24 protein-coding genes and 1 pseudogene are annotated in these 26,009 nt (G+C 44.1%); 1 reads left to right on the top strand and 24 read right to left on the bottom strand.

The window, feature by feature from the left end; all coding sequences use genetic code 11:
* Window positions 1–8: 8 nt before the first annotated feature.
* The 15 genes and pseudogenes from NSQ26_RS12430 to NSQ26_RS12360 all read right to left on the bottom strand — a co-directional run bounded on the left by NSQ26_RS12430 (window position 9) and on the right by NSQ26_RS12360 (window position 17,057).
* Window positions 9–1,502 (bottom strand): DUF6792 domain-containing protein, encoded by a 1,494-nt coding sequence (locus NSQ26_RS12430; RefSeq protein WP_499718367.1) that lies wholly within the window; start codon window positions 1,500–1,502, stop codon window positions 9–11.
* 15 nt (window positions 1,503–1,517) lie between these two features.
* Window positions 1,518–2,204 (bottom strand): YvcA-related protein, encoded by a 687-nt coding sequence (locus NSQ26_RS12425; protein ID WP_499718366.1) that lies wholly within the window; start codon window positions 2,202–2,204, stop codon window positions 1,518–1,520.
* 78 nt (window positions 2,205–2,282) lie between these two features.
* Window positions 2,283–2,699 (bottom strand): YwqH-like family protein, encoded by a 417-nt coding sequence (locus NSQ26_RS12420; protein ID WP_499718365.1) that lies wholly within the window; start codon window positions 2,697–2,699, stop codon window positions 2,283–2,285.
* A 58-nt stretch (window positions 2,700–2,757) separates the two neighbouring features.
* A pseudogene (essC, locus tag NSQ26_RS12415) lies at window positions 2,758–7,092 on the bottom strand (type VII secretion protein EssC); the annotation flags it as partial.
* Between the two features lie 133 nt (window positions 7,093–7,225).
* On the bottom strand, window positions 7,226–8,551 hold the full coding sequence (gene essB, locus NSQ26_RS12410; protein ID WP_499718364.1) for a type VII secretion protein EssB: 1,326 nt from the start codon (window positions 8,549–8,551) through the stop codon (window positions 7,226–7,228).
* 12 nt (window positions 8,552–8,563) lie between these two features.
* Window positions 8,564–8,806, bottom strand: a complete 243-nt coding sequence (gene yukD / locus NSQ26_RS12405) for an ESX secretion system protein YukD (protein WP_499718363.1) — start codon at window positions 8,804–8,806, stop codon at window positions 8,564–8,566.
* Between the two features lie 79 nt (window positions 8,807–8,885).
* Window positions 8,886–9,179: a WXG100 family type VII secretion target gene (locus NSQ26_RS12400; RefSeq protein ID WP_499718063.1), complete on the bottom strand. Its 294-nt coding sequence runs from the start codon at window positions 9,177–9,179 to the stop codon at window positions 8,886–8,888.
* Between the two features lie 385 nt (window positions 9,180–9,564).
* Window positions 9,565–10,467, bottom strand: a complete 903-nt coding sequence (locus NSQ26_RS12395) for a metal ABC transporter permease (RefSeq protein WP_499718362.1) — start codon at window positions 10,465–10,467, stop codon at window positions 9,565–9,567.
* Entirely contained in the window at window positions 10,468–11,403 is a 936-nt protein-coding gene (locus NSQ26_RS12390) for a metal ABC transporter permease (protein WP_090774607.1), read from the bottom strand. It lies immediately after the preceding gene.
* Window positions 11,381–12,136 carry a metal ABC transporter ATP-binding protein gene (locus NSQ26_RS12385; protein WP_499718361.1) on the bottom strand — a complete coding sequence of 252 codons (756 nt, stop codon included), beginning with the start codon at window positions 12,134–12,136 and terminating at the stop codon, window positions 11,381–11,383. The genes NSQ26_RS12390 and NSQ26_RS12385 overlap by 23 nt, the downstream gene beginning before the upstream one ends.
* Window positions 12,137–12,150: 14 nt before the next feature.
* A complete protein-coding gene (locus tag NSQ26_RS12380; protein ID WP_499718360.1) occupies window positions 12,151–13,089 on the bottom strand; it encodes a metal ABC transporter solute-binding protein, Zn/Mn family in 939 nt (312 codons plus the stop codon).
* A gap of 173 nt (window positions 13,090–13,262) precedes the next feature.
* Window positions 13,263–14,078 carry a Cof-type HAD-IIB family hydrolase gene (locus NSQ26_RS12375; RefSeq protein WP_499718359.1) on the bottom strand — a complete coding sequence of 272 codons (816 nt, stop codon included), beginning with the start codon at window positions 14,076–14,078 and terminating at the stop codon, window positions 13,263–13,265.
* A gap of 55 nt (window positions 14,079–14,133) precedes the next feature.
* Entirely contained in the window at window positions 14,134–15,510 is a 1,377-nt protein-coding gene (locus NSQ26_RS12370) for a dipeptidase (RefSeq protein WP_499718358.1), read from the bottom strand.
* A gap of 109 nt (window positions 15,511–15,619) precedes the next feature.
* Window positions 15,620–16,465: an AraC family transcriptional regulator gene (locus NSQ26_RS12365; RefSeq protein WP_499718357.1), complete on the bottom strand. Its 846-nt coding sequence runs from the start codon at window positions 16,463–16,465 to the stop codon at window positions 15,620–15,622.
* 106 nt (window positions 16,466–16,571) lie between these two features.
* Entirely contained in the window at window positions 16,572–17,057 is a 486-nt protein-coding gene (locus tag NSQ26_RS12360) for an NUDIX hydrolase (protein ID WP_499718356.1), read from the bottom strand.
* 77 nt (window positions 17,058–17,134) lie between these two features.
* Here NSQ26_RS12360 and tsaA point away from each other — a divergent pair, with 77 nt between their 5' ends.
* A complete protein-coding gene (tsaA, locus tag NSQ26_RS12355) occupies window positions 17,135–17,605 on the top strand; it encodes a tRNA (N6-threonylcarbamoyladenosine(37)-N6)-methyltransferase TrmO (protein ID WP_499718355.1) in 471 nt (156 codons plus the stop codon).
* Here tsaA and NSQ26_RS12350 read toward each other — a convergent pair.
* From NSQ26_RS12350 to NSQ26_RS12310, 9 genes are all read right to left on the bottom strand, one after another.
* Window positions 17,600–17,785 carry a hypothetical protein gene (locus tag NSQ26_RS12350; RefSeq protein ID WP_499718354.1) on the bottom strand — a complete coding sequence of 62 codons (186 nt, stop codon included), beginning with the start codon at window positions 17,783–17,785 and terminating at the stop codon, window positions 17,600–17,602. The two genes, tsaA and NSQ26_RS12350, sit on opposite strands and share 6 nt — an antisense overlap.
* 117 nt (window positions 17,786–17,902) lie before the next feature.
* Window positions 17,903–18,670, bottom strand: coding sequence for a class I SAM-dependent methyltransferase (locus NSQ26_RS12345; RefSeq protein WP_499718353.1), 768 nt, complete (start codon window positions 18,668–18,670; stop codon window positions 17,903–17,905).
* 32 nt (window positions 18,671–18,702) lie between these two features.
* Complete coding sequence (locus NSQ26_RS12340; protein WP_090774598.1) at window positions 18,703–19,581, bottom strand: GNAT family N-acetyltransferase; 879 nt, start codon at window positions 19,579–19,581, stop codon at window positions 18,703–18,705.
* A 24-nt stretch (window positions 19,582–19,605) separates the two neighbouring features.
* A complete protein-coding gene (locus NSQ26_RS12335) occupies window positions 19,606–20,052 on the bottom strand; it encodes an OsmC family protein (RefSeq protein ID WP_499718352.1) in 447 nt (148 codons plus the stop codon).
* 143 nt (window positions 20,053–20,195) lie between these two features.
* Window positions 20,196–21,554 carry an MATE family efflux transporter gene (locus tag NSQ26_RS12330; RefSeq protein ID WP_499718351.1) on the bottom strand — a complete coding sequence of 453 codons (1,359 nt, stop codon included), beginning with the start codon at window positions 21,552–21,554 and terminating at the stop codon, window positions 20,196–20,198.
* A gap of 21 nt (window positions 21,555–21,575) precedes the next feature.
* The gene (locus tag NSQ26_RS12325) at window positions 21,576–22,049 is read right to left on the bottom strand and encodes an NUDIX hydrolase (protein ID WP_499718350.1); all 474 of its coding nucleotides are present in this window, start codon (window positions 22,047–22,049) and stop codon (window positions 21,576–21,578) included.
* 269 nt (window positions 22,050–22,318) lie between these two features.
* Window positions 22,319–23,329: an MFS transporter gene (locus NSQ26_RS12320; RefSeq protein WP_499720071.1), complete on the bottom strand. Its 1,011-nt coding sequence runs from the start codon at window positions 23,327–23,329 to the stop codon at window positions 22,319–22,321.
* A gap of 31 nt (window positions 23,330–23,360) precedes the next feature.
* Entirely contained in the window at window positions 23,361–23,516 is a 156-nt protein-coding gene (locus NSQ26_RS12315) for a hypothetical protein (RefSeq protein WP_499718349.1), read from the bottom strand.
* A gap of 816 nt (window positions 23,517–24,332) precedes the next feature.
* Window positions 24,333–25,646, bottom strand: coding sequence for an MFS transporter (locus NSQ26_RS12310; protein ID WP_499718348.1), 1,314 nt, complete (start codon window positions 25,644–25,646; stop codon window positions 24,333–24,335).
* Window positions 25,647–26,009: the final 363 nt, after the last annotated feature.

The following is a 26,009-nucleotide window of genomic DNA, read 5'->3' as shown; positions in this document are numbered from 1 at the left end:
TCCCCTTTCTACCCCATCGCGCTAATGCTGCTTGCCATTTCCTCGTCCTGATCCCAATACTCCTGCACGATTTTCTTCTGCTTCTCTACCTCTTCGATGATCTTTTCCATCCACATTTTTACTGCATCTTCAAACTCTTCTTTGATCGCTAACATCTGGCTCGTCATGTTCATCTTAGTAACAGTAATCTCCGCGCCGTGATCTGTTTGAACTAGACCAAGAAAATCTTCCGCTGCAAATTGATACTGTTGGAAGCCATTCAATGTATCTACTGCTAATAGCACTCGTTTGCCGGCACCACTCGCCGAGAGGGCACCTCTTAATAGAGAATAAAACAATCCTGTACGGTCTGTTCGCATCACGGACTCGATAAATGAAAAGGATTCACCTACGCGATCAGGTGTCATGTATGACATGGCTTCGGCTACGTAAAATTCCGCAATGACCACTTTCATGTCGTGTAAGTCCATTTGATCCATATAAGCATACACTTCACGAATTGTTTGCTTGATATGTGGGTCTTCTAGCAATAACGCCAAGGCGGGTATATATTGCATATTGCTGACTCCGAGTCCAATTAGATCAAAAATCGTCAAATTCTCGATAGCATTAGCAATCTCATCAGTGGAGCTATTACGCCCAGTTCTCTCAAGCCAAGCAAAAACCGCTTCCAATACTTGGTGATAAAGGTATTTATCTATACCATATTTGCCAGTCGCGTATGTTTCCAGCAAGTTTGGAAACTCAGAGACACCCCCATAGTCACCAAGCATTGTGATCCTCCCAAAATACTGCGTGAACGGGATCGTTTGTGCGTACAAAGGTTCACCTTTGACGCGAAGATGCTTAATGTTACTGATTTCTTTTTGGTAATAGCTCTTTGCTAGTTCGGTGAGTTCTTGCTCGGATAGGGAGCTAGGGTTTTTCACGCCAGTCATGCGTTTAATATGATTCTCAAAGTCTCTATCCAATCTTGCTAGTTGTTTCAAATGAACTGGCGCTGCATTTAAACCACGAACATCTGTAAAGCTCTTTTCCAGCAATGCCAACGTCGCAATAACATGGCCTCCTAGTGAATGTCCATCCCCATAACGTCTAATGCTATCTGCGTCTTCAGGAGAAACAACTGTTGCAATTTTCTCCTCCACTTCTTTATAAAAACGCACGGCATCTTTAATTTGCGCATCATCTTCACCAGCAGTGACACCCAAACCATCATAAGTAACATCTTGCCAACTATCTAGCTGCGTTCCACGAGCAACGTAATAAACCTCATTTCGTCCCGATTCCTTGTTGTAGATGTGTACAGCGGCACCATCAAATCCAGACTTATCACCAATTTTCTCGTCAATGTTTTTACCATCACTCGTGTAAACCTTGATGTCCTTGGGATTCACACCCTCTATGTTGTGCTCCTTCAACAACTTTTCAATTGTTTTTTCATCAATGTCACCGTACTGTTTCTGTACAAGCGCGTTGCGGAATGATTCTGGAAGTGCCATATCACTTTCCCCCTGTTAGCGAAATTTGATGTTACGAATAAATGTATCAAAAAAGCTTGCTTCTTCCTCGCCGTTGTTACCACATGCTGATTCGTCTTCGTTTGGACAAAACAACCTATAATCAACAGTCAGAGTTTTATTTCCCTCTTTATTTTGGATCAGCGCAAAATACGTATTGGCATAACTCTCTTTTGGATCAGATAAAACACCCTTTTTGTCTTCCAACGTATGATGAGAAGAACCGTAATAAATAATGGTATCATCGGTTTCAATCTTCTCATATTCACCGTTATAACTGGCATCTTCCAATAAAATTCGCAAATCCAAATCAATCCTACCTTGAGTGATTTCTTCTCCACCACTATAAGTTGTATAGATTGTGCCAGAGAATACATTCTCTAGTTCTTCCTTCTCATACATACTAAGAATCTCATGATAGTCTTTGCTGGCGTACATTTGAGCATCATCAGATAAATAATACCCCTCTGGAAACCACATCGTATAATGCCCATTCTCCGATTCAAAGAAATGAAACCCGTCATCCACCTTCACATCACGATCAATAAATTTGCTTGTGAACTCATCGTCCAATGCAATATCTCCTGTCTTGCTCATGTTATTTGCCAATACAATCCCTCCCACTGCTAATACAATGATTCCTACAATCAAGACGATTGTTTTCCACCATGTTTTCCAAAACAATGTACACTCCACCTCTCTTCATCTCCTGCACCTATGTATTCATTATGTACATAATGGCAGAAAGATTCAACCATGAAATCAACTTGACTCACTCGTCTTTGCCGCTTCAAACCGGCGTTGCTGGCGGTTTAGCGTCTTCAATTCTCGCTCTCTCCATCCTGCCTGAGCCGAGCAATATCGAATCCCAGAATCGGCATTAGCGATCGCGTCTTGAATCAGTTCTCTTAAATCCGCAATACGCTGTCTTCCTTTTGATTGTCCTTCTTTCATTGATTCCCGGTATTCTTCGTGTTTGTCTGCCTTTCTCCCTTTCCACTGGGCAGAGTTGATTGCTGGGTCTTTGATTAAAGGCGCCTGTCCGTCGAGCGTCCCTTCACTGCTTGACAGTTGTGTTCTTGCTTTCTCTAGTCGTTCTTTTCGACCTTCAAGTATTTCTTTTTGGTCTTTAAACTGTTGGACTTCTCGTTCTCTCATTCTGATTCGTCCTGAATACATGATCCTCGCCCCCTTTGGGATGTTCTCCCGTCTACCTGACTAGACGGGAGACAGCTTTTTATACGTGCTCTGGAATTTTCATTCTTGTGCGCTCTGTACCATTTACGTAGTAGCCCATACCTGGTTTCAGCGCTTCGCGGTCATTTTTTAGTCCTTTGAATACCGTTTGATCCGTTGGGTTGACTAACACAACGCCGTGCCGTGTCATTTTTAATTCAGATGTAAACTCGTTGCCTGCCGCAAATTCTCCCGAGGTCCCTGCCACAAGCAACCTCAATCCTAAATGTCTGCCGGACTTGACTATCTCGGCAAGCGCATTCGCTGTTTCAGAGTTACTATGTTTATCCAAATCGCCCGTGATGTTTCGCGACATCTTCGGTAGGTCGTCAATCACAACTAGGATCGGTTTAAACGTTGGCAATGCGCCTCCATTGCTAAGCGCTTCTTTATACAGTTGTTCGCGCGCTTTGAATTCCGCAAAGAAATCCTCTAACCATGCCAGTGTCTCTTCTTCTGTTGCGATCAAACGCACATTGTCGTGTGTGATAAATTTCTTCAGCGTGAACTGTGGATTGTCGCATAGCACAATTTCTTCGAGTTCTTCCATCTCTTGCGCATATGATAATAGCACTTTGAGTGTGTTCGTCTTTCCAGTGCCTGGACTTCCGACAACCATACAATATTCATGTGTATAAATTGGCTTGACCGTGATCTCGTCTAGTCCTACCGGGATTTGCCCATCTTGTAACTTCGCCCACGTGGTACGGAAGTCTTCGAGCGTCAATTCTGCTGGCAACATCGCCATGCCTTGTGGGCGGTCTTCTTTTTTGTACTGCTTATTGATAGCCGCCACTTTGGCTTTCACCGCTGCCCAAAGTTCCGTCTCTGTCTTGCCTTCTATCGGCAAGTACATTTGCGCAAATTCGGTTGCTTTTCGTTTGATCATCACCCGTCCTGGAACTGGTTCGATTTCAAACTTTGTTTGATCGAGTATCGTTTGCATATCGCTTTCATTAACCATGTAGTGCACAATCTTCATCGGCATGTTGTTTCGTAGGGAAGATTTCACGACACCAGACACTTGTGTCGCCGTAAAGATGAGGAACACACCGTGCGCTTGGCCATCACGTGCAATTTGGACAAAACGCGCGTCGAGTGGTTCAAATTCTTCTTTGACAAGGTCATAGTTATCAAGTACAACATAAATCGCTGGTAAAGGCTCCTCCGCCATCTCGTTATACATGCGGATGTTACTCATTTCATTTTTAAAGAACAAGTCACGGCGACGGTCAATCTCTTCTTCGATGAAGTCCATCATCTTCGCAATTTTTTGGTCGTCATCCATTTTCGTATAGTCGCCCGTGTGCGCTAACTGCATGAAAGGTAAAAGTGAGCCATTGCCAAAGTCAAAGATGTAGTAATGCAATTCACGTGGACTGACAACTTGTGCCAGAGACAACATTAATGTCATGACTGACATCGACTTCCCGTAACCGCCCGAACCGAATACGGCCACATTTGTATCTTGCATCCACTCATAGTAGACCGGATATTGTTGTTGCCGCTCTGGATCATCTGCAAGGGCAATAGGCACTCTGATGTGCCCATCTTCTAACTTGTATTCCGGCTGTAAGATGTGGTCTTCCAGCGGATCAATCCACGGGCTATCGGCTTTTGTAATATCCAGCTTTTCTGTTGTTGCGGCAATTTCTTTTACGACGGCTTCAATCTCGGTTGTGCCTTTTTCTGCTTTTTTCTTTGGTTGGGTGCCAGAAATCATCTTTAACCCTAAATCCGTCACAATCGCAATGTCATCTTCGCCTTCGCGCATTTCTTTCATGTAAGGTGCACCGCTCCATGCGGATTGAAACAGGTCGTATTGCTCGTTATTACCAATTTGAAGGTAGCCACGTCCAGTTTCAGTGATGCTTGCAGCATCATTATTTTTTAAGATTTCTCTTGAATCTTCTTCGTCTTGCACTTTGAGGGCAACCTTAAAGCGTGAGTTACTCCAAATTTGCCCGTCCACGACGCCTTTTGGCTTTTGCGTCGCAAGGATTAAGTGCACCCCAAGGCTTCGGCCAATCCGTGCTGTCGAGACAAGCTCTTTAATAAAGTCTGGTTCTTCTGCTTTCAACTCCGCAAACTCGTCACTAATGATAAAGAGGTGCGGCATCGGTACATAAGCAACTTTCCGGTTATACAAGTCCATGTAATCGTTAATGTGGCTGACGGTATGTTGATCAAACAACCGCTGGCGCTTTTTTAGCTCACTCTTAATCGACATAAGCGCACGAAGCGTGAAGTTTTGGCTTTCATTGATATTGGTGATGACACCTAATAAGTGAGGGATGTTTTTAAATGGTTGCGCCATCCCGCCACCTTTATAGTCGATGAGTAAAAATGCCACTTCATGGGGATGATAATTGACCGCTAACGATAAGATGTACGTTTGTAGGAATTCAGACTTACCGGAACCCGTTGTACCTGCAAGCAATCCGTGTGGACCATGCGCTTTCTCGTGGATATTCAACTCTAAAAGGTCATCTTTCGTCTTGTAGCCGATCGGCACCGACATCGACTCTGAACTGTTGTTGTTTTTCCAGCGGTGACCAATTTGCAAGTCTTCCACTTTATCTACGTCAAACATTTGCATAAACGACACCATGTCTGGGATCGAGCGCATCATGCCCAGCTTATGATCTAGCGCAAAGAGTGTGCGCGCAAAGGTGGTATTGGTTTCAGGCGTTTGCACGTCAAAGTGAAAAGGTTGGTGCTTTGCCTTTTTCTCTTGTAAAACGATCTCTCCTTCATTGTCATTGACTGCTTGCACAATCGTATGCACGTGCTCCGACAAGTTTTCCGCTTCTTCGGTCAAGAAGAGGACAGAGAAACTTAGGTGTTTATCTGGTCCTTCCAAATACTCCATGATCGCGTGCTCCCCAATTAATGAACGGTTTGCGACAAGGAAAATAATATGCGGTGAAAATTGCTTCAATCTGTTTGAACTAAAATTTCCGGTGTCCTCTTGTTGGAGGTCGCGCTCCCGAAGCATTTCATAGAGTGAGTTTAACAATTGATCCCGTGTTACTTCATTGTAAATAAATCCTCGTGCATGTTTGCCTGGCAACTGAAAATGTGGGAGCCAGCGCATCCATGCCCACGTGTCGTATTCTTCTTCGTCCAACACTGCCACAAACCGTAAGTCGTGATAGCTATGCGCAAACGCGAGCTGTCCAACAATTTGTGCGACTTCCCGTTGCACAATATGTGGATAGCCAATGTATCCGGTCGCACCACGAGATAAGTTTAAGCGTAGTGGTGCATTTTTCACATGTGAATAGGCTTTATAGAGCTGATCGGCTCGTTCCAGAAGGTCATCGCGATCACGATTCGATAAATCGCCGCCTGGTTCGGACAGTTTAAAGCTGATTGGAATATCAGACCGCCCAACCCTCACATGTAAGAAGTCGTCATCAGCGCTCGTCTTCTCCCAAATACGGCGGTTCAAATGGTGCGTCATATGTTTGATTTCCTCAAAATCAGGAAAATGGTAATGTAGCGCATGGGATTGTTTTTTCGTCATCTCGTGCAGTTCATCACGCTTTTCATCCATATAGCGTTTGTATACCCGTTCGCGTTTCTCGACTTGTTTTTTATGTTGTTTCTTTCCGTTGAAGTGGCGCACAATCGAAACAATGATTGTCGTCGTGAACATCGTGATTGAAATGATAATAAAAATCCCGCGCGGAACGAGTGTCATGACTAAGATCATGACTAAAAGCATCACCGCTGGTGGCGCAATCGTAATCCACAATGACGGCCTGTTGTCTTCAATTTCTTGTGTTGGGAAAGAGAACTTCACTTGTTCTTCCGGCTCTTCATACACCATCCTAGGTGTCCGGCGATATACCGGGTAATGCTTTTTCGTTGGTGATGTTGGTTTGGCAACGGTGGACAAGTTTGTTTCATATGAAGTCCGCGCTTCAATATTGAGAAGGTCTCCCTCTTCAATGACGAAGGAATGAAAACCAACAGACAAAACATCCCCGTCTTGCATGACCGTTTGCTTGTCAATTTGTTTGCCATTTATATAGGAAGAAACACGTGCATCTTTCTTCGGTTGAAACGCCCATTCACCACTTAACTTGTGAAAGAGTGTGCCAATCTCTCCCGTTTCTTCACCATGGAAGATCACATCTGCCTGTTCAGCTGATCCGGTGGCAATTGTGACAGATTTTCGTTGACCAATATAATATAATTGCTTTTGAACAGCGGCATTCGTAAAGACAAAGGTCAAATTGCGATATTCGTGCGGTTCATTTGGAGCAAGTGTCATCGGTTCATTGCCATTTGTAAGTACACACGCTCCTTTGTCATCGGTCATTTGTGCATGGAGTGTTGTCTCTCCTAAAAAGACGAGATGAGCATATCGACGGCATCAACTGTACCAATTGAGATTGGTTTCTCACCGACGGTGATCTTCTGAAATGTTTGGTCATAAAATACCCATAATGCTTGTTCGGTCATGACTCATCACCATCACCATCATCTTTTTTGTCTTTCTTTTTATCTTCCTTTTCTTCCCCATCCGGCGCTTCTTCTTCAACTTCTGGTTCTTCTTCCACAGCAGGCGCTTCTTCTACAGATGCAGGAATAGACTTCTCTTCTTCTGCCATTTCATCACGCACTTTTTGGTACTCGGCAATCTCCGCATCAATTTCTTTGATCTTTTCCTCGCGCTCTTTGCCAGATAGACTTTTGTCATTGCGGATTTGTTCACGCCATTTGATGTTTGCATAAGCGATCCATTCTTGCATACTCAAGGAACGTGCAAGGTCAATTGCCTCTTCGTTTTGACCACGGCCAATCGCAATCCAGTAGTCAAATGTCTCTTCTGGCGCTCTTGTCACAAGCACGTTTCTTAAATTTTCTCGCTGGTCATCCTTTAGCATTTCTACTGCCACGTACGATTGCGCCAACTGATATTTGACTGGGCCTGGCATTTGATTCACACTATAAGGCTCTAACGTGTCAATGACCTTGCTATAATTATCCTCCACAAACGCCGCACCACTCTCGATAAAGGCTTCTTGTCTAGGATTAACAAACGCGAGGGAATAGACGACATACACCAAAGCAAGTCCAAGCGCAACGCCCCCGCTCCATAGCGACCATTTTTGCGCTTTCCACTTCTTGATTGGCACACGCTGCAATTCTTTTTCTGCGGATTTATGCTTCTTAATCCAGCCCTGTACGAGTTCGAGATATTCTTCGGCAGTCGTTTGTTCCATGAACTTCTTCGCTTTTTCGGATAGGTTGATCGTGCCCGTGTAATTTAGATATTCTTCAAAGCGATGCGCCCCGTCCAGTATCACGAGTAACGTTGCGCGAAGTTCTCCCAACAACTTTCCATCCATCTGTTTTTTGTAAGGTGGCAGACTCTCTTCTACACCGTAATGAATAAAGGATATATGTAATCCGTCATCTATGAGTAAATTTTCAGGGCAGATGATTAAATGTAGGCGCGGGCTTGTGTGTTGCATCACCGCTTGAATGATCGAGTGGGCAATGAGTAGCTTATTGTAGTCTGTTTCTGTTCTCATCGCGCCGTAAGGCTTCATCCCTTTTTGCGGTCGGACCGTCATACATAATTCATGTTCCACACGTGACCATTCTCTTGTGATTCGTGGGTCATAATCCTTGTATACGCCTAGTTCTTCTTCATCAGTTAAGCGTAACTTTGATGCTTGAAACCGTAATGTGTATGTATCTTGTTCTTTGTCGCGCTCAAATCGTGCGGCTGTTTCTTCTTCTAAATAAAGCCGCTTCTTTTTTTCTTTTTCTTCCATGTTTACTTCCCCCTATAAAATCTCTAAATGATCGCCACTACTGACGCCATTGTCTGCGAGTACTTCACTTCCCGACAGCATACGTTTCTTATTTTGAATACGCACCCAGCCGCCCTCGCGACGATCTGTTTGTGGTAAACGCTCCAGCTTCCATACAATATCAATTAATTTTTTCGCGGTATGTTGATCTGATATTCTTAAATCCAGCGTTTTCTTTTTATAATGATGTAAATTGATCGTTACTTGAATATACATCGTTCCTCATTCCCCATTCATTATTATGTACGCACAAAGGCGCAACTCTATAAAAATTGCGCCTTTGACCTGATGTTCATTATCCGCGGATTTGACTTGCCATTGTGTTGTCGTTTTCTTCGACGTTGTTTGCATATTGCTTCAACATATTAGAAAAGCCTTCTGTTTCTTCTTGCATGTTCAAAAGAAACGGTTTCCGCTCTTCGTATTTTTCGATGTACGCGCTGTTAGACGCACCTTTCCAGCTACTGCCAAGGAAACCAATAATCCCGTCATAGTCACTGATCATGCGGCCAATGTCCTCAGCCAAATTTTGAATTTTAAGTGCTTGTTCACGTAGCTCTTCCGGTTTCGCATCAATATGTCCTGCCATGTAAATCTCCTCCTCTAATTGGATCATGTAATGAAAATGTAACAACAACGCTTACATTACCAAATATAACATGATGCTGGGAACTCTGCCAACCCCCTTTAAGCGATATATAAGAAATGTTACAAAAACTTTAGAATTAAACACATATCCACTCCCGCTAGAAAAACATCCAAGGACAAACGTTATATTCTCAGCCTGCCTGGTATCCTATCATCTCATCTCGAGTCTTGCGATCAGCTTCCTCCAGATTTTGAATACTACACACCGCTTTCCTCTCGGTAACAGTTCCTATTACTAATCCTATAACGGCTTTCACCTCCTGGGCAGCAGGAATGACGGACACAACAAAAAAGCCTGCCCCCACGGCAAGCCCCCTCTTCTCCAACTAGTCACTATGTGCCTCCACAATCGTCTCCGTTTCTTTCGTCACCGGGCGAAGCCACTTCGATAACAGACCATGAGATGGCGACGCAAGAAAGCTCACAAGAAAAACAACACCGGTCATGACTGCCATCGAACCAGAAATGGAACTATCGAGCCAAACAGCGACATAATAACCACTAATCGCTGCAACCACACCGAATAAGGCGCTTAGCACGAGCATGACCGATAATCGCTCCGTCCACAAATATGCAGCCGCAGCTGGCGTAATGAGCATCGCGACAACCATAATCGCACCAACAGCATCAAAAGAAGCCACGGTTGTGACGGAAACGAGCGTCATAAATACGTAATGGAGTAATAATACCGGTAACCCTAAACTCGCCGCAAGCGCGGGGTCGAAGGCAATAATCTTCCACTCCTTATAAAACGCAAGGACAAGCAGTAATACGAGCGCAAACACGCCAAATAGCATCAGCGTCGCAACAGGCACATCAAAACCGAACACCGACATCGTATGCCACGGGATAAAAGCAATCTCGCCCATAAGCGCATGCTTCACGTCTAAATGAACATTTCCAACACTCGTCGCAATTAAAATGACGCCAATGGCAAATAGCGCTGTAAATACTACGCCAATCGACGCATCATGCTGCACCCCTTTTGAATGAAACCACTGCACGAGGAAAGTCGTCACTAATCCAGCAATCGTCGCACCAATGAGCATGTGGACCCCTTCCAAACTATTGGTGACAAGATAGGCAAGTACAATCCCTAATAGCACTGTATGACTGATTGCATCCGACATCATTGCCATCCGCCGTAAAATTAAGTAGACGCCGACAATCCCGCACGTCATGCCAACGAGCGCACCTGTCAATAAAATCCACCCTTCGTAAGAAAGCATCTATCTGCCACCTTCTTTCGATAACACACCAGGAAGTTGGGTTCTTTCATCCTCAGGTTGCGCCAGCTCTTTTTGCTGCTTTTTATAGGTAAAGTATTCCGTTAACAAACCATGCGACCTACCAAACACAAGTGACACAAGGAAAAATGCGGTTGCTGTTAAAACGATGAAAGGACCGGTTGGCCAGTTCGCTCCTTGTGCGCTGACAAAGGTGCCAATCGCACCAGATAAACCACCAAATATGGCAGACAAAAACATCATCACTTTAAAAGAATGCGTCCAATACCGTGCGCTCACTGCTGGAATGATTAGGAGCGCGGCCATTAAAATGACCCCGACCGCTTGAATGCCGATAACGATCGTGACGACAAGTCCTAGCACATAAAAGATATGCATTAATGATGTCGGTAACCCTAATCCTTTGGCGAATTGTAAATCGAATAAATAAATTTTCCATTCCTTAAAAGCAATGACAATCATCATAATGACCACTAACGCCAGCGCCGTCATTGTATACACGTCTTGACGAACCATGCTCGCAGCCTGACCAAAAATAAATGTGTCCAGCCCACTTTGACTCCCACTCGCCGTTCGATTCACAATCGTTAGCAATACCATTCCGGCACCAAAGAAGACAGATAAAATCATCCCCATCGCTGTATCTTCTTTAATGCGCGTCGATGACCGAATCACATGAATAAACCAAGCCCCAAGCAACGCACTGCATGCCGCCCCGACAACAAGGAGAAATAAATTTTTCTCATTCATAATCATAAAAGCAACAATCACACCAGGTAAAGCAGCGTGAGACAACGTATCACTCATTAAACTTTGCTTTTTCCAGTACGCCAATACACCGAACATGCCCGCTGCAATCCCAAGCATTGTCGTACTAAGCAATACCCATTGGAAGTTAGCGGACGCGAGAATGGCCATTGAACGTCCCCTCCTTTATAAATCGCACAGCACCACCATACGTTTTCTCGATGTTCTCATTTGTAAATGTTGTCTCCGTCGGGCCGTGTGCAATTACCGTCCGATTTAAAAATAATACATGATCAAAGTAGTCAGCAACCGTCTGCAAGTCATGATGCACGACAAGCACGGTTTTCCCTGCTTCTTTTAACTGCTTTAAAATCGCCATGATCGCTCGCTCGGTCGCTGCATCAACGCCCGCAAGTGGTTCATCCATGAAGTATAAATCCGCTGCTTGCACGAGCGCACGCGCTAAAAATACACGTTGCTGTTGCCCGCCTGAAAGCTGACTAATTTGCCGCGTCGCATAATCCGTCATCCCGACTTGTTCGAGCGCCGCATGCGCTTTTTCTTCGTGCTTTTTCTTTGGCCACTTTAACCAACCGATATGACCGTACAAACCCATCATCACGACATCAAGTGCGTTTGTCGGGAAGTCCCAGTCAACCGACCCGCGCTGCGGCACATATCCGATGCGCTTTTTTTCCTTTGCGAGGGTGGAACCAAAAAACGTGACTTCCCCAGCAAGACGTGGGTGCAACTCAAGCAACGTTTTAATCAACGTGGACTTTCCGGCACCGTTTGGCCCAACAATCCCCGTTAATGATCCTTGCGAGATTGCACAAGTGACATTTGTTAAAGCTGTATTCTTACGATAGGCTGCACTCAGCCCTTGTACCTCTAACACATTCATTTTTTCATCCCCTATTACTTGCGCATTAACGCATCATAAATCGTATCTACATTATGACGATACATGCCGATATACGTGCCCTCTTCTGTTCCGGCTTCTCCCATCGCATCTGAAAATAATTCTCCACCTAGTTCTATATCCAAACCGGCTTTACTGGCTCCTTCAATAACTGCTTCAATCGAAGAACGGTTCACACTGCTTTCCACAAATACTGCTGGAACACCTTTTTCCACGACCAGATCAATCGTTCCCTGAATATCCATAATGCCTACTTCATCTTCTGTGCTCAACCCTTGTAAACCGATTACTTCTATATTATTCATCTGCCCAAAATATTGGAACGCATCATGGGCAGTGACAAGCACCCGTTTTTCTTCGGGGATCTCGGCCAATTTCTCCGTCGCGTACGTATATAATTCCTCTAACTCCTCAAAATACGCCTGCTTATTTTCCTCAAACATCTCTGCATCGTCAGGTGAAAATGTCTTTAACTCTTCCACTGCCGCATTGAGCGCTTGTTTCCATAAATGGACATCAAACCAAATATGCGGATCATTCGCTGTTTCATCTTCTTCATCTTCAAGTAAATCAGCTGTTTTCACCGCTTCACCGATCGGGATCGCTGGGACATTAATGTTTTCAAACACTTTGTTCATTTGCATTTCTAAATAGAGACCATTGTAAAAGATCATATCGGCATCACTTAACGTTTTAATATCTCCTTGGGTCGCTGTATATAAGTGTGGATCAACACCTGGTCCCATTAAACTCGTCACATCTACCCGATCTCCGCCAATCACTTCTAGCGGTTCTCCAATTTGCGCGGTTGTCGTCACAATTTTAATTGCTTCGTCCTCGCCATTATTTTTATTCGCACTTTCCTCATTACAGCCGCTTAACAAAGCGATCGCACTTAAATTTAACAAGGCGCCGCTCCATAGTCGGTTACCCACTCCGCACACTTCCTTTCGTCTGATTGCTTCTCTCAAATTGTGCATCACTTGCCGTCCATCAATAAAGTTTCTTTAAGGCAACTTTAATAGTCTTCACCAACTTTGTCAAGCTTTTTACCATAAAAAAGACAGCATAGGGTAGTTGCCCCTGCTGTCTTCTTGCAATGATATGTTTATTCTTCCGATGTATCTAACTTGCGTCGGTGGGCTATCGTTTGTGGTACAATCACCCAACGTTGGATCGCGGCTGCTACACCGTCTTGCTCATTCGTCGCCGTAATCCAATCGGCCGCCTGTTTCACAACATCTTGGGCATTTCCCATCGCAACACCAACACCTGCTTCTCGAATCATCGCAATATCATTTAGACTATCGCCAATCGCCATTACTTCATTCATGGTGATTCCTAACTTCTCACCTAGTTGTTTGATCGCTGCCGCTTTGTTAATACCAAGCGCATTCACTTCTATATTATACGGACTTGAATTTGTAATCTCGGTTAGCCCTTTTTCCTCCAGCGCCGCTTTTAATGATTCACGCACATCGTCATCTTCTGTATCAAAACCAAATTTCATCCATTCATGTGCCTCATCACGGTCGGGAAGGGCGCCAGAAAAGTTTCTTGCTGTTGTCATTCCCCAAATACGCGCCTCATGCTTCGCGTGCAAATCATAAATATGATCGACGACTTCTTGATCAAGTACACTGCGATACAGGAGTTGTCCAGTTTTATCACGGATCTCGCTGCCATTGACATTCACAAAGAAAAAGTCCTCTCTTAAATTCAACCCATCAGTATGCTCCGTGCATTCCGGATAACATCTTCCTGTACTAATCACAAGTGTCACACCAAGAGCCACCATCTCCGTGATCGCTGCTTTATTGCCTTCTGAAACTTTTCCCTCTCTATTTAAAAGCGTACCATCCATATCAATAGCTACTAACCGAATTGGACGCACCACTTCTTCTTGGGATTGTTGTTTCTCCATTTCTACCCACTCCTTTTTCTAAAGCCATACACATACAATGAAATTGCGACAATCCTTACCCTTTCTGTGCATAATGTGCCCAGAAAGCCACAATCGTCTCCAACCCTTTATCAAAATTATCTAAGTGAAAGTGCTCATTCGGTGCATGGAAATTCTCACTTGGTAAACCAAAGCCCATTAAGACAATCGGCACACCAAGCGCAGCATCAAACGTCTCCACCACTGGAATGGAACCTCCCATGCGTGTGTAAGCGACCTCCGTGTTATACACATCAGCATAGGCTTGTGCCGCTACTTGGAACGCACGATCTGTCACTGGCGCCGCAAAAGGTTTGCCGCTATCATGTCGTTCGGTCGTGATCGTCACACCCGGTGGCGTATGCGCCGCAATGTGGGCTTCAATTTTCTCGAAAATGTCGGTCGGATCTTGTCCCGGCACAAGGCGGCACGTCAATTTCGCATGCGCTGTTGCCGGAATGACGGTTTTGACACCCTCTCCTTGAAAACCACCGTATACGCCGTTTAATTCTAACGTCGGGCGCGTCCATGTCCGCTCGCGACTCGTGTATCCTGCCTCACCAAACAACTCACGCACACCGGTCTCTTCTTTCATTTCTTCATCGCCGCTTCCTAGTGCAGCGAGGCTGTCTTTTTCTGCTTCAGGCAAAGCTTCAATGCCGTCATAAAAGCCAGCCACTTGAATACGCCCTTGCTCATCGCGAAAGGAAGCTAAGAGCTGCACGAGTGCATGCAGCGCATTTTGCACGGCACCGCCATATAAGCCTGAATGCAAGTCACCTTTTGTCCCGCGCACATCAATTTGCAGCGCAGCAATCCCGCGTAACCCGGTACAAATGGCGGGACGACCAGCCGAAAGCATCGGCGTATCGGAAATGATTAACACATCCGCAGCAAGTTTTTCTTTCTCGCTTTCCACAAACGCATCTAAACTTGGCGAGCCAATTTCTTCTTCACCTTCAATTAAAAACTTCACATTAAACGGTAGCTTCCCTTCTACTTCAAGCATTGCTTGCACCGCTTTGATGTGCATCAACGTTTGTCCTTTATCATCGCTTGCCCCGCGCGCATACAACTTGCCATCCCGAATACTCGGCTCAAACGGTGGCGTCTCCCACAAATCAAGTGGATCAACCGGCTGCACGTCATAATGTCCATAAATCAAAATCGTCTCTGCCTCTTCGCCCGCACGAAGCCATTCGGCATAAACAAGGGGGTGCTTGTCTGTTTCAATTACTTCTACTTTATCCATTCCAGCCGACGTTAACGCCGCTTTTAACCAGACGGCTGTTTCCCGCACATCTTCATGATGCGCAGAATCGGCACTAATACTCGGCAGTTTTAAAAAATCTTTTAGTTCCTCTACATATTGATCACGATTTTCACGTAAATGTGCAATGACTGCTTCTTTCATTAAACAACACCTCATTCTCTAAATTCCTCTTTATTGTATCACGCGCATCTTTAGCATGCATGTGAAAAGAAAAAGGCGTCGCCTACCATATGCAGACGACGCCTCTTTGTTATTTCTTCACGACTGGGATCCAAATCTCACTTTGTTCTTCCGTTCCACCTAATATCTCGGGCCCTCCAGCGTGTTCATAGCCGGAAGTTGGGAACCATTCACTATAGATGCGTCCCCACAGCGCTTGCACATCCTCCCAGTCTCCTTCAATTGAAAACACCGCCCATGACGATACATCTATCTTCAACGTTTCAAAGTGCGCAGGTGCCTGCTTTGTCGTTGTCGCAGCCACGTAAAAATCAAGTTCACCCGCACCTGAACCTTCTTCAGAAAAGTTGGCACAAACATTCAAAATCCCTGCTGGCGCCATATTTGAAAGAGCCTCTAGTTCGGCATATGTCTCATCACTAATCGCATCTAATACCTCAACGATCTCCGGATTCTCACCCGTCGAAACAAGCTTTACCCGCTTTTTCAACCCAACAACCTTAAATGCGTCTTTCTCCTCGATACGATAATTCATCTCGCTGCCTCCTCGAATCGAAAGGTGGAATGTCATCGGTGGATATGCCGTTAGTAAGTGCCCTGCTTGTCGCGCCGCCGTTGGTGTCACCCCGTGCATGTGTTGAAACGCCCGCGTAAATGCATCGGCTGATTGGTATCCATACGCTAGCGCGATATCAATGACTTTCACATCACACTCTTTTAACGCAAATGCCGCTTTAGTCAAACGCCGGCGCCGAATGTACTCTGCTAACGTCACACCTGCAATAAAAGAAAACATCCGTTTAAAGTGGTATACCGAACAACAAGCTTTCTGCGCCACCACACGAAGATCAATGTCTTCTGTCAAATGATCCTCGATGTACCGCAGCGCTTCATTCATTTTTTCTAATGCATCCACCCGAGCAACCACCTTTTGTAAAATAGTGTATGACTTTTGCCACCTATTTCAGGATACCAACGCGAGAGATTGTGCACCCGATAATTGGTACACCAGTTTTGTCGGGTTACATACTGTACGACTTCGCCTCAACCCCTAAATTTCCTGAAGCAAGATAGTCAAGCGCCTTCTGCACGAGTGGCGATAATGGTACAGTGCTTGCTTCACTCGAGTCAAGCCAGTATACACCACCTGAGTCATTCGGTTTGACTTGGCTATCCGCTGACACTTTCTTTGGCAACTCCCTCGCTTGTCCTTCTTTCACTAATACTTCGTAATATAGCGCGATATGGTGGACACATCTATTTCTTTTACTCTCTTCTACTAAAAAATCAGCCGTACCAATACTTCTTACAACTTCAATTGTATATCCAGTCTCTTCAACAAACTCTCGTTTCAACGCTTCTTCTAACGTTTCGTTTGATTCAAGTGATCCGCCTGGCAAATCATACATCCCGTCATAAGGACCACCCTTCTTTTGAATAACACACAGTTTCTTCGTCGCTGGATCATGACAAATCCCGTACACGCCGATATGCCGTTGCCAATTCATATAATCACCTTCCTTGAGCTAATTTTTTCCCTATTTTCGTCCGTTGCGATATGATAAAAGGAAAGGGGGGCAACATGATGAACAACAACATCACTTTACAACCAATCGGCTACATCTCCTCTCCGCGAAAAGCACTCACCGATGATGAATGGGGCGCTGTTGACAGTTGCATTACATTGTGCGACAACCTCCACCCAGATACACTTGTTGGACTCGAAACTTTCTCACACATCGATGTTCTCTTTTACATGCACAAAGTCAGCACCATTACGACTAGTGCCCGCCATCCACGTGGCAACACTGCGTGGCCAAAAGTCGGCATCTTTGCCCAACGCGCGAAAAATCGGCCCAACCAGCTTGGTGCGACGACCTGTCAATTGCTTTCGGTAGAAGGGAGAAATGTGTACGTCCGTGGCTTAGATGCCGTCGATGGGACGCCTGTACTAGATATCAAACCATACGTAAAAGAATTTGCCCCACGCGAAGAAACAACGCAACCGGAATGGATCACGGAATTAATGCGGGATTATTTTATAGACAAGTTATGAGCGGTCACCCGCCTCATCCTCCTTGTCTTTCTTAAGGTAGAGAAATACTAGGAGCACCGCAATAATAAGTAAAACAACTCTCCCAATAAAGTAATCTTTATAGCCTGGAAAGTAATCTCCGATAAAATGATCTATTAGAAACATCATTAATATAGTACCTGCAATCGTCTTTTTATCCATGGACAGCTTCTCCCCTCCTGTTGTCGCAATGATTTTTTCTAGTATATTATGAACAAACAAGGCGGTGCTAATATCAATGCTTAAATATATGGCAAAGCCCGGAAATAAAGGAGCTTTTTACATTCCCGTCTCCTTTTGCACTACATACACCATATCCTGTGCATCCTCTCTCAGCGGGTGTCCTTGCCAGTCTTGATACGAGGCAACAACTTTAAATTGATGTGCCGAAAATAAGCGTAACATTTCTTGTGGGTACACATACCGCAAATCAATCTTTGACTGATTGACCACAGTATTGTCTTTCTTTCTCCGTCTCACCGTTACATTCTTCTGTACTTGACTCACTGGATCATAAGTCGCCGATGTGAACACATCAATGACTTGTCCTTGTTCATCTTCGTAACTACGCCAATACGCCTCGTGCTCTTCTTCTAGCAATTCTTCTGCACTCGGAAAACGTGTGTCAAAAATAAACAGCCCACCTTCTTTTAACAAACGTGATACCCCAGCAAGTAACGCATCTTGGGCTTCATTTGTTAAAAAGTGTTGGAACGAGTTGCCGACCATATACACGAGCGCACTTTGTTCCATTCCCTCCAACTGCAATGCAGTGCAGTCTTGTTCATAGAAAGGAATGTCTACATTGGCATGTGCTGCTTTTTCACGCGCTCTTGCTAGCATGCCAGCGTGAATATCAATGCCGACCATCTGATGACCTGCTTGAGCTAACGGGATTGTGACCCGACCCGTGCCACAAGCTAGGTCAATGATGGGTCCTGTCACTTTTTTTGCCCACGACGCAATGAGCGGGATGTCCGCAGTATGAACGTCATTTTCTTTATCGTATTCAATCGGATTTTCGTATTCTTGTAGATTATCATTCATATTGTTCACCTTTTTAAACCTCTCATTCATCTTTACGCATGTGATGTCACTGGAAACAGTAACTTAGTTGTCGCAAATGGTACTGATGAGCGCACAAATAACGCATCTCCATCTGTTTCTTTCTCTACTAGCCCTCTCTCCAGATAATCAGGGACAAAGTGAAAGACAATCTCTTTTGTATGAGGCGAAATGATCATCGGCAACATTTTCTTCAAATCAACACGCTGTCTACTGATCACATCATACAAATGTAATGTTCCTTCCACTTCATCATATAATACAATTATTTCTTCTTCCTCGATCAAATAGATTGACTCAGGAAACCCAAGGAGAAAATGAAACATCAATAGATGTTGACCATCCTTTATCCCACATTCCGAAGACACGGGCACTCTTTCCTCAGCAAATGTTTGCAAGAGCGCAAAGTCTTTTCGATCTTCTGGGTCCAATTTGCGAACCTGCGCGGTTGGCTGCTTCTCCCAATTCCGCACATCCAACACATCGTTTCTCTCGTGCATACGTGTAAATCCAAACTTCGGATAAAAATCAAGGACATCATCATTTGCAAACAAATACATGAAGTCATACTGACCCTCATACCTATCATCAATTTTCTTCATTAAGGCTTTGGATAAGCCTTGATTCCGATAGTCTGGATGTGTCATGACCGTCCCTATCTGTAATGCTCGGTATTCCTTTCCGGCACGCACCACGGTCATTTTATTAACCGACACATTGGCGACAACGCGATCACCGTCGACGTAAGAATGACAAATATAACGATCATTCCAACATCCTTTTTCATACCATAGGTGAAAATTGATTCCGAATGTTTTCTCAGCAAGTTCATTGAAGCTCTCTCTATAAACTTGATGATCTTTGTAATCGTAAATGTATTGATAGTTTTTCATATACTACACCGCATCTTCTACGCCCTACACACCTATCCTAACGCACCCTTCCGCTTTTACAGTCACATTTCCAGCCAGCGCACGCGAAACCATACAACTCCGCTCTGCTGCTTGCATGCAAGAAAGAATGGCCTCTTTATGATCAGCGTGTCTCTTTTCCGTTACAATGACTTCCGGCCGGTGCGTCACGGCATCCAAGGTCGGACCATTTTCCCCAATGGAAACGGTCGCTTCTGACTTCAATTCAATCCGCGTCACCTCGATTGCTTTCATCTGCAATGAGATCGCAAGTGTGATTAAGTAACAATTGCTCGCAGCCGCAAGTAACAATTCCTCTGGATTTGTCCCTACACCTTTTCCATTCATTTCTGCAGGTACAGATATGTCATGCTTAAGCTCTCCCGCCTGGAACAACCCTTCCCCTTTCAAACCTCCATGCCAATTCCCAACGTATTCAACAACATGTTTCATTCCTTTACTCCCTTCTCTCACCAGTTAACATTTTTCTCGCATTCTTCCAATAGTTCTCTTATACCATATACCATATACCATATACCGTATACCGTATGAAAAATATCATTCCCTTTAGTAAAATTTCTCGCCACCTTTCCCCCTCACACCGCTTGATCGACTTGCGTTACTTTCCCATATGACCGACGCAAGAAAACAAATACGAAAATCACCCCGGACACTCCAGCAATATTTGCAAAAGATGTTGTCCAATAAAAGTAGGAAAGCGACCCTAATTGCACAGTCAACACCCAACTCACCACAATAATCGTCGCAAAATACGCCGCGTTCATCCACAACGCCATAAATCCTCTATTAATCTGCTCCAACACCGATGTCGTCATTAGAATTGCACCCATTAACATATATGTCGGCGCAACAATTTTTAAATAGTCTACTGCATAAGGAATGGCTTCAGCATATTCAGTTAACATCCACCTTGCGAGTGTCTCATTAAAGAACAGCATCACGATGGAGAAAACGAGATAAAATATACACGTCAACCAAACCCCTGTTTTAAACGTCGCAAACACCCGTGGCAAAAATGGCTTCCCTGAACCAATATTATGATTCATAATAAGCCCAATTGCACTGCCAATGGCAAGTGCAGGGACAATGATAAACACTTGAATGTTCCATGCTACTTTAAATCCCGTCACCGCCGCTTCACCGAAAGGGGCAACAATTTTTGCAAATAAAAATGTACTTATAAATAATACAAGATAAGACAGCGACACAGGAATACCGACACGCCCCACCATAGCCAATGTTGACTTCATTTCTCGCAAGTGCGCAAAACGTAATTGAACGATTTTCTGCTTAAACAACAAGAAATAGGCAGCCACACCAGCACAAAGAGAGCTAATCGTATTTGCATACACAATTGATAACAACGCTTGGTGCCAATAAACAGAAAACAAGAACACCAAACTGACATTTAGTAGCGCATACCCGACACTCAGTATAACCGCTTGTTTCACATGACCATAACCTCGCAACATCGCAAATAAAACGACTGTGAATGTCACAAGTATATTAGTCAAAAACATGACCCGTAAAAACGACATAAACATTGCTTTTACATCCGCTTGCAAACCAAAGAAATTCGCAATAAGTGGCGCGGAGATATAAATGGTTATGACTAAGATGAGCATCGCAACGAGCACAAGCGTGACAAAATGCGTGACACACTTTCGAATCGCGACATCATTTTGTGCCCCTTTAAAACGCGCAATCATCACTTGGCTGCTAATGGCAAATCCTTCTGCTATCGCAATTGTCAAAAAAGCGAGTGGTGTGTACAAGCTACGAATATAAATTGCCTCCGCACTCACATTTCCCATAAAAAACACATTTGCCACCATCACTGCCATCGACACCATGGTCCCTAATAACATTGGTAAACTTGTTCTTACGATTAATCGAGTAATCGGATCACGAACAAAATCTAACTTCCTTGCCATCGCCCTCATCCTCTCTATCAACTAAGCAAACTGATACGGCACAAGCGAGAAGTCTTCTCTCAATACACGTTCTAACACATTCACTAAATCCGGTGGTGTAATCAGCTCTTTTGTTGCTTTCAACTCCTCATACGTCCACCATTTCACATCTATCATAGACGCCGCTTCTTCTTTCGATAACCGCTCAAATGACGCATTTAAATGTTCACATCTGACTAAATAATATTTTTCATAACTAAGAAAGGAGTCTTCGGTGTCTGAAATGACGAATTCTCGTACACCTAAAAACGGACCGATATGATCAAAAATCGCATTCGTCTCTTCCATGAGTTCTCTTTTTAACGTTTGTTCGTCACTCTCGCTCCCCTCTACCCCGCCACCAGGCGTGACCCACAGTGCATGTTTACTCTTCAAATATTCAGGTGTGAATTTAAAGAGTAACACTTCATTTCGTTCATTTATAAGCAATGCACGTGATGAACGTCGTGTTTTCATTCATACATCCCCCTTTGAGTCACCATGAAGTGACAATATATTTCGACTTTATCATATTGAGATAAGTTTGTATAGCAACGTTCGATGATATTTTCATATACCTCTTTCACCTCATCAAATCCGCTTTAAAATCGCGAAAATAACCCGCTCTTGCATGAAAGCAAGATGGATTAAGCGCTAGCTTTGTTTCCTTTTGACTGGAAGATTTCAATCCGTAAGTAGACGATCACCTTACCCCATCGGATAGACTCCTAGCTGGGGGTGACTTTTTAACTACTTTCCTGAATTTCTTCATTTTGCTCATGATTCATCTTGTATTTCCTTAACGACTTAATCAAAAAAGCCAGCAACGCGACACCAACGTATAACCCACCTGCAAACAAAAAGACAAATTGAACCTTTATCACATCTGCTAAAAAACCCATGATTAAAACCGCTATGCCATTCCACGGCGTTAAAATAGCACTTCTTGTCGCCATCACGCTCGCTCTTTTTTCGGCCGGAATAGCATGTTGCAATACCGTTACTTGGCAGACATCACGTACTTGATACATCGGTCCCATTAAAATACACATCACAACAGCTAAAAGTGGTATCGTATTTAAAGAAAACAAAATGGTGAATATCCCCATTGAAATACCACCTAACCCAATCATCACCCCGATATTTGTAGAAAATCGCTTTACCTCAAGCGTGACAATTAATCCGCCTAAAATCGCTCCCACAAAATAACCCGCATTTAAAAAAACCCACCACGCCTCACCAACCATGAGCACAGACGTTGTAAAAGCGAGAAGCAAAGCAGATGTCCAAATGGCATTGGCTAACGCTTCAGCAGCATCCATGATCGTAATCGCGCGTACAATCGGATTTTTTAACACAAACGCCCAGTTAGATCCTTTTCGCTTTCCTCCACGAACATGGGCATCTTCATTGACATTGATGGAACCAATCACAACACTTGAAATAACATAAAAAAGGGCAATGCTCACCATCGTGACGGTCAAAGGGACATACATTGCGATAAAGCCCCCTAATCCCCAGCCGGCCGTCATCAATATTTGCCTAGCAAGAACAAGCGTCCCATTTGCTTGCATGTACTGACCTTTTTCAATGATCAATGGCAACATCGCAAACCGCGCTGGTTGATACCAAGCATTCACAAATGAATACGCAAATAAAATTACGTATAAGACCACCAACATGACTGGAGAATCGATGAACAAAACACCTCCGATGATTATCACTAACACCGCTCTCATCCAACCGCAAACCTGCATCACTTTCTTTAACGAAAAACGATCAATATGATTAGAAGCCACGATACCACCAAGAAAAAGCCGAATTGGTCCTCTTGTAAACTTCGATCATGACCACAACTTGCAGCAAAATACTTGATAATACATTTAAATTTTGCGAAAGCCATAACTTCCGAAAGTGAGGAAGCGACCATAATGAATGATTCATTTTCCCGCCTCATTTCTAATTTTATGTATAATTTACTTTTTATCAACTGCACTTACAAAAAATATCGAAATGGAGCTATGTTGTTTGAAACCGTCTTACCCAAATCACTACAGGATATTCTTGTTACCCCTTGGAGAAGTAGGTGGTCGTTTAAGCAATGCACCTCACACTCCTTAATTCCAAAAGCATCGCCATTATACTTGATTGCATGAACTTTTCTAGCAAGCGCCTCCCCTAAACGTTTGTATATTTGTTTTGTTGTCTCTATGTCCCCGCTATCTAAAATAACTTGACCGCTGGTTCCACTGCAATACGCCATCACCATTATGCGTGAAGGACTATTTTCAATCAAATCGTACATTTTTGGAACCGCACTGATACGCTGCGTCCTTTTCAAACAATTGATCTCATTACGAGATGATTTAGGTCTAAGTTATATACTTTCGCTACTAAAAGAGGTGTCGTTCCTTTTAATAAAAAGGTTTCATTTGTGTATCCACCTGTTAACCGAATTGGGGTGATGTCACCATACTGCTCACCTAAATAATTTTTCAAATCCCCGTTGATGCTACTAAACCCACCATTGATAATAACAGTAAGCAAATGAAGAAGACTATGGGTCTACACGCCCGCGGTCTATGATAGCAAAGTTCCCATTAAAAGAGGCAGCTTTTTTAGGCAGAGTAACGATTGACTCAACTAACATTAGCGTGGACACTAATAGGTTACAGAACATACCAATTAATAACGCCGTCTGAAAGTAGATCATGACACCATCATAGCTTCTATTCTAGCATACTTGACAGATTGAAAAAATCACCCCTCATTCACTTCCTTCTGCTCCATCTCTATCTCTCTCCCACAATACGTCTCTTTTACAAACATCGAGACGATCATACCCACCGCACTAATGAAAAACATCATTCCGAGACCCCATTGATAGTGTGTAAATGTGTACACGCTCACACCACTAACCTGTGCCCCATCCGACATCATATCCATGATCAACCCAAATAACGGTTGAATACCACCAACGGCTAAAAATACACCTGCATTCACTAGTGCAAGCGCCATACCAGCCACAAGCGGCGACACCGCTTCTTTCACAACAGCAAAAGAAACAACCATTTGCGCCGCCGAAACCCCGACAATGGTGTACAACAAGAAGCCCGACCAACCAGGTTGCCAAGGCGCAATAAGAAGTCCTAACCAGCCTACACATGCTAACACCGAGCTGACCACAACAAACGGTTTGCGCACACCTGCTTTATCAGAGCACCAGCCAATTACAACAGAAGCAATCCCATAGCCGACTAGCCCAGCCGTTGTATACAAAGAAGCTTCTCTTATCGTTAGTTGAAAGCTATCGGTTAATAGCGGCACACCCCATAAACCAACAAACGCATAAAACACTGCATTCGTTCCAACACTCGCAATTAAAACCGGCCAAACCGACTTTTCAGCAAACACGCTGCGTAACTCGTTATCCCACCTGTTCCGATTCTTTTTACGCGACACTGCCTGCGTTTGATTGAACCCCACCTCTTGCGGAGAATTTCGCACCACTGCATAAATCAAGATTCCAAGTGTGATCGCAATCAATCCCGTTAAGAAAAAGGTATTTCGCCATGTCGCATAACTCAACAACACAGCGAGTGGGCCAGCGCTTAAAGCGGCGCCTAAGTTCCCAAGTAACAACGTGATCCCACTAATCAATCCGTATCTTTCTTTTGCAAACCACTCTGCATTAAACTTCATAATCCCAATGAATACCGTTGCACCACCAAGCCCAACGAGCAAGCGCCCGATACTCACGAGCGCATATGTAGGCGCAAAACTAAAAATAAGCGATCCCAGTCCAGCAATGACCGCCCCAATCCCAACAATTTCCCTTGGACCGACACGATCCGCAAGCACACCTGCTGGAATTTGCAAGGCTGTATACGTCACAAAATACATCGCTGTCATCGTTCCTAGCATCGAACCGCTCGTTCGAAATTCCGCCATCAAATCAGACGCAAACACCGCTGGCGCAAATCTTTCAAAAAATCCGAGCATGAAAATCGCGATTAATAGTAAATACATGAGCCATTTTTTTCTTTGGAGACTTTTATTTTGTAATTGGTCCATGTGCATCCCTCTTTTTAAGTAGATTTGCGAGCCTTGACGTCTACTAACCCCACCATGTATACTAACAGTAAGCAAAGCATAAAATGAAGAAGACCACGGGTCTAGAGCGCCCGCGGTCTTATGATAGCAAGGTTCCCATTAAGAGGGACAGCTTTTTAGGCAGAGTAACTCCACATACCAGCTGGCTCGCTAGGGTGGAGTTACTCTTTTTTACTGAGAGTAACGATTGACACAACTAACATAAGCGTGGACACTAATAGGCCACAAAACATACCGATCAGTACCGCCGTTTGAAAGTAGGTCATGGCAACACCTCCCTTCTATCGGGAGAGTGCTGTCCACCCTTACGTCACCTAAGCCATC

The organism is Bacillus sp. FSL W7-1360 (assembly GCF_038592975.1).
Taxonomy (GTDB): domain Bacteria; phylum Bacillota; class Bacilli; order Bacillales; family Bacillaceae_D; genus Shouchella; species Shouchella lonarensis.
This window is presented reverse-complemented; position numbering and strand designations above follow the sequence as displayed.

Bases quoted from the DNA above. Each gene is read 5' to 3' on its own strand.
- NSQ26_RS12430 (WP_499718367.1), bottom strand. From the start codon at position 1,502: ATGGCACTTCCAGAATCATTCCGCAACGCGCTTGTACAGAAACAGTAC.
- NSQ26_RS12400 (WP_499718063.1), bottom strand. From the start codon at position 9,179: ATGGCAGGACATATTGATGCGAAACCGGAAGAGCTACGTGAACAAGCA.
- NSQ26_RS12325 (WP_499718350.1), bottom strand. From the start codon at position 22,049: ATGAAAACACGACGTTCATCACGTGCATTGCTTATAAATGAACGAAAT.
- NSQ26_RS12370 (WP_499718358.1), bottom strand. From the start codon at position 15,510: ATGAAAGAAGCAGTCATTGCACATTTACGTGAAAATCGTGATCAATAT.
- NSQ26_RS12335 (WP_499718352.1), bottom strand. From the start codon at position 20,052: ATGAAACATGTTGTTGAATACGTTGGGAATTGGCATGGAGGTTTGAAA.
- NSQ26_RS12345 (WP_499718353.1), bottom strand. From the start codon at position 18,670: ATGAATGATAATCTACAAGAATACGAAAATCCGATTGAATACGATAAA.
- NSQ26_RS12315 (WP_499718349.1), bottom strand. From the start codon at position 23,516: ATGAATCATTCATTATGGTCGCTTCCTCACTTTCGGAAGTTATGGCTT.
- NSQ26_RS12420 (WP_499718365.1), bottom strand. From the start codon at position 2,699: ATGTATTCAGGACGAATCAGAATGAGAGAACGAGAAGTCCAACAGTTT.
- NSQ26_RS12330 (WP_499718351.1), bottom strand. From the start codon at position 21,554: ATGGCAAGGAAGTTAGATTTTGTTCGTGATCCGATTACTCGATTAATC.
- NSQ26_RS12375 (WP_499718359.1), bottom strand. From the start codon at position 14,078: ATGGAGAAACAACAATCCCAAGAAGAAGTGGTGCGTCCAATTCGGTTA.
- NSQ26_RS12395 (WP_499718362.1), bottom strand. From the start codon at position 10,467: ATGCTTTCTTACGAAGGGTGGATTTTATTGACAGGTGCGCTCGTTGGC.
- NSQ26_RS12340 (WP_090774598.1), bottom strand. From the start codon at position 19,581: ATGAAAAACTATCAATACATTTACGATTACAAAGATCATCAAGTTTAT.
- yukD (WP_499718363.1), bottom strand. From the start codon at position 8,806: ATGTATATTCAAGTAACGATCAATTTACATCATTATAAAAAGAAAACG.
- essB (WP_499718364.1), bottom strand. From the start codon at position 8,551: ATGGAAGAAAAAGAAAAAAAGAAGCGGCTTTATTTAGAAGAAGAAACA.
- NSQ26_RS12350 (WP_499718354.1), bottom strand. From the start codon at position 17,785: ATGGATAAAAAGACGATTGCAGGTACTATATTAATGATGTTTCTAATA.
- NSQ26_RS12385 (WP_499718361.1), bottom strand. From the start codon at position 12,136: ATGAATGTGTTAGAGGTACAAGGGCTGAGTGCAGCCTATCGTAAGAAT.
- tsaA (WP_499718355.1), top strand. From the start codon at position 17,135: ATGAACAACAACATCACTTTACAACCAATCGGCTACATCTCCTCTCCG.
- NSQ26_RS12310 (WP_499718348.1), bottom strand. From the start codon at position 25,646: ATGGACCAATTACAAAATAAAAGTCTCCAAAGAAAAAAATGGCTCATG.
- NSQ26_RS12320 (WP_499720071.1), bottom strand. From the start codon at position 23,329: ATGCAGGTTTGCGGTTGGATGAGAGCGGTGTTAGTGATAATCATCGGA.
- NSQ26_RS12360 (WP_499718356.1), bottom strand. From the start codon at position 17,057: ATGAATTGGCAACGGCATATCGGCGTGTACGGGATTTGTCATGATCCA.
- NSQ26_RS12390 (WP_090774607.1), bottom strand. From the start codon at position 11,403: ATGGCCATTCTCGCGTCCGCTAACTTCCAATGGGTATTGCTTAGTACG.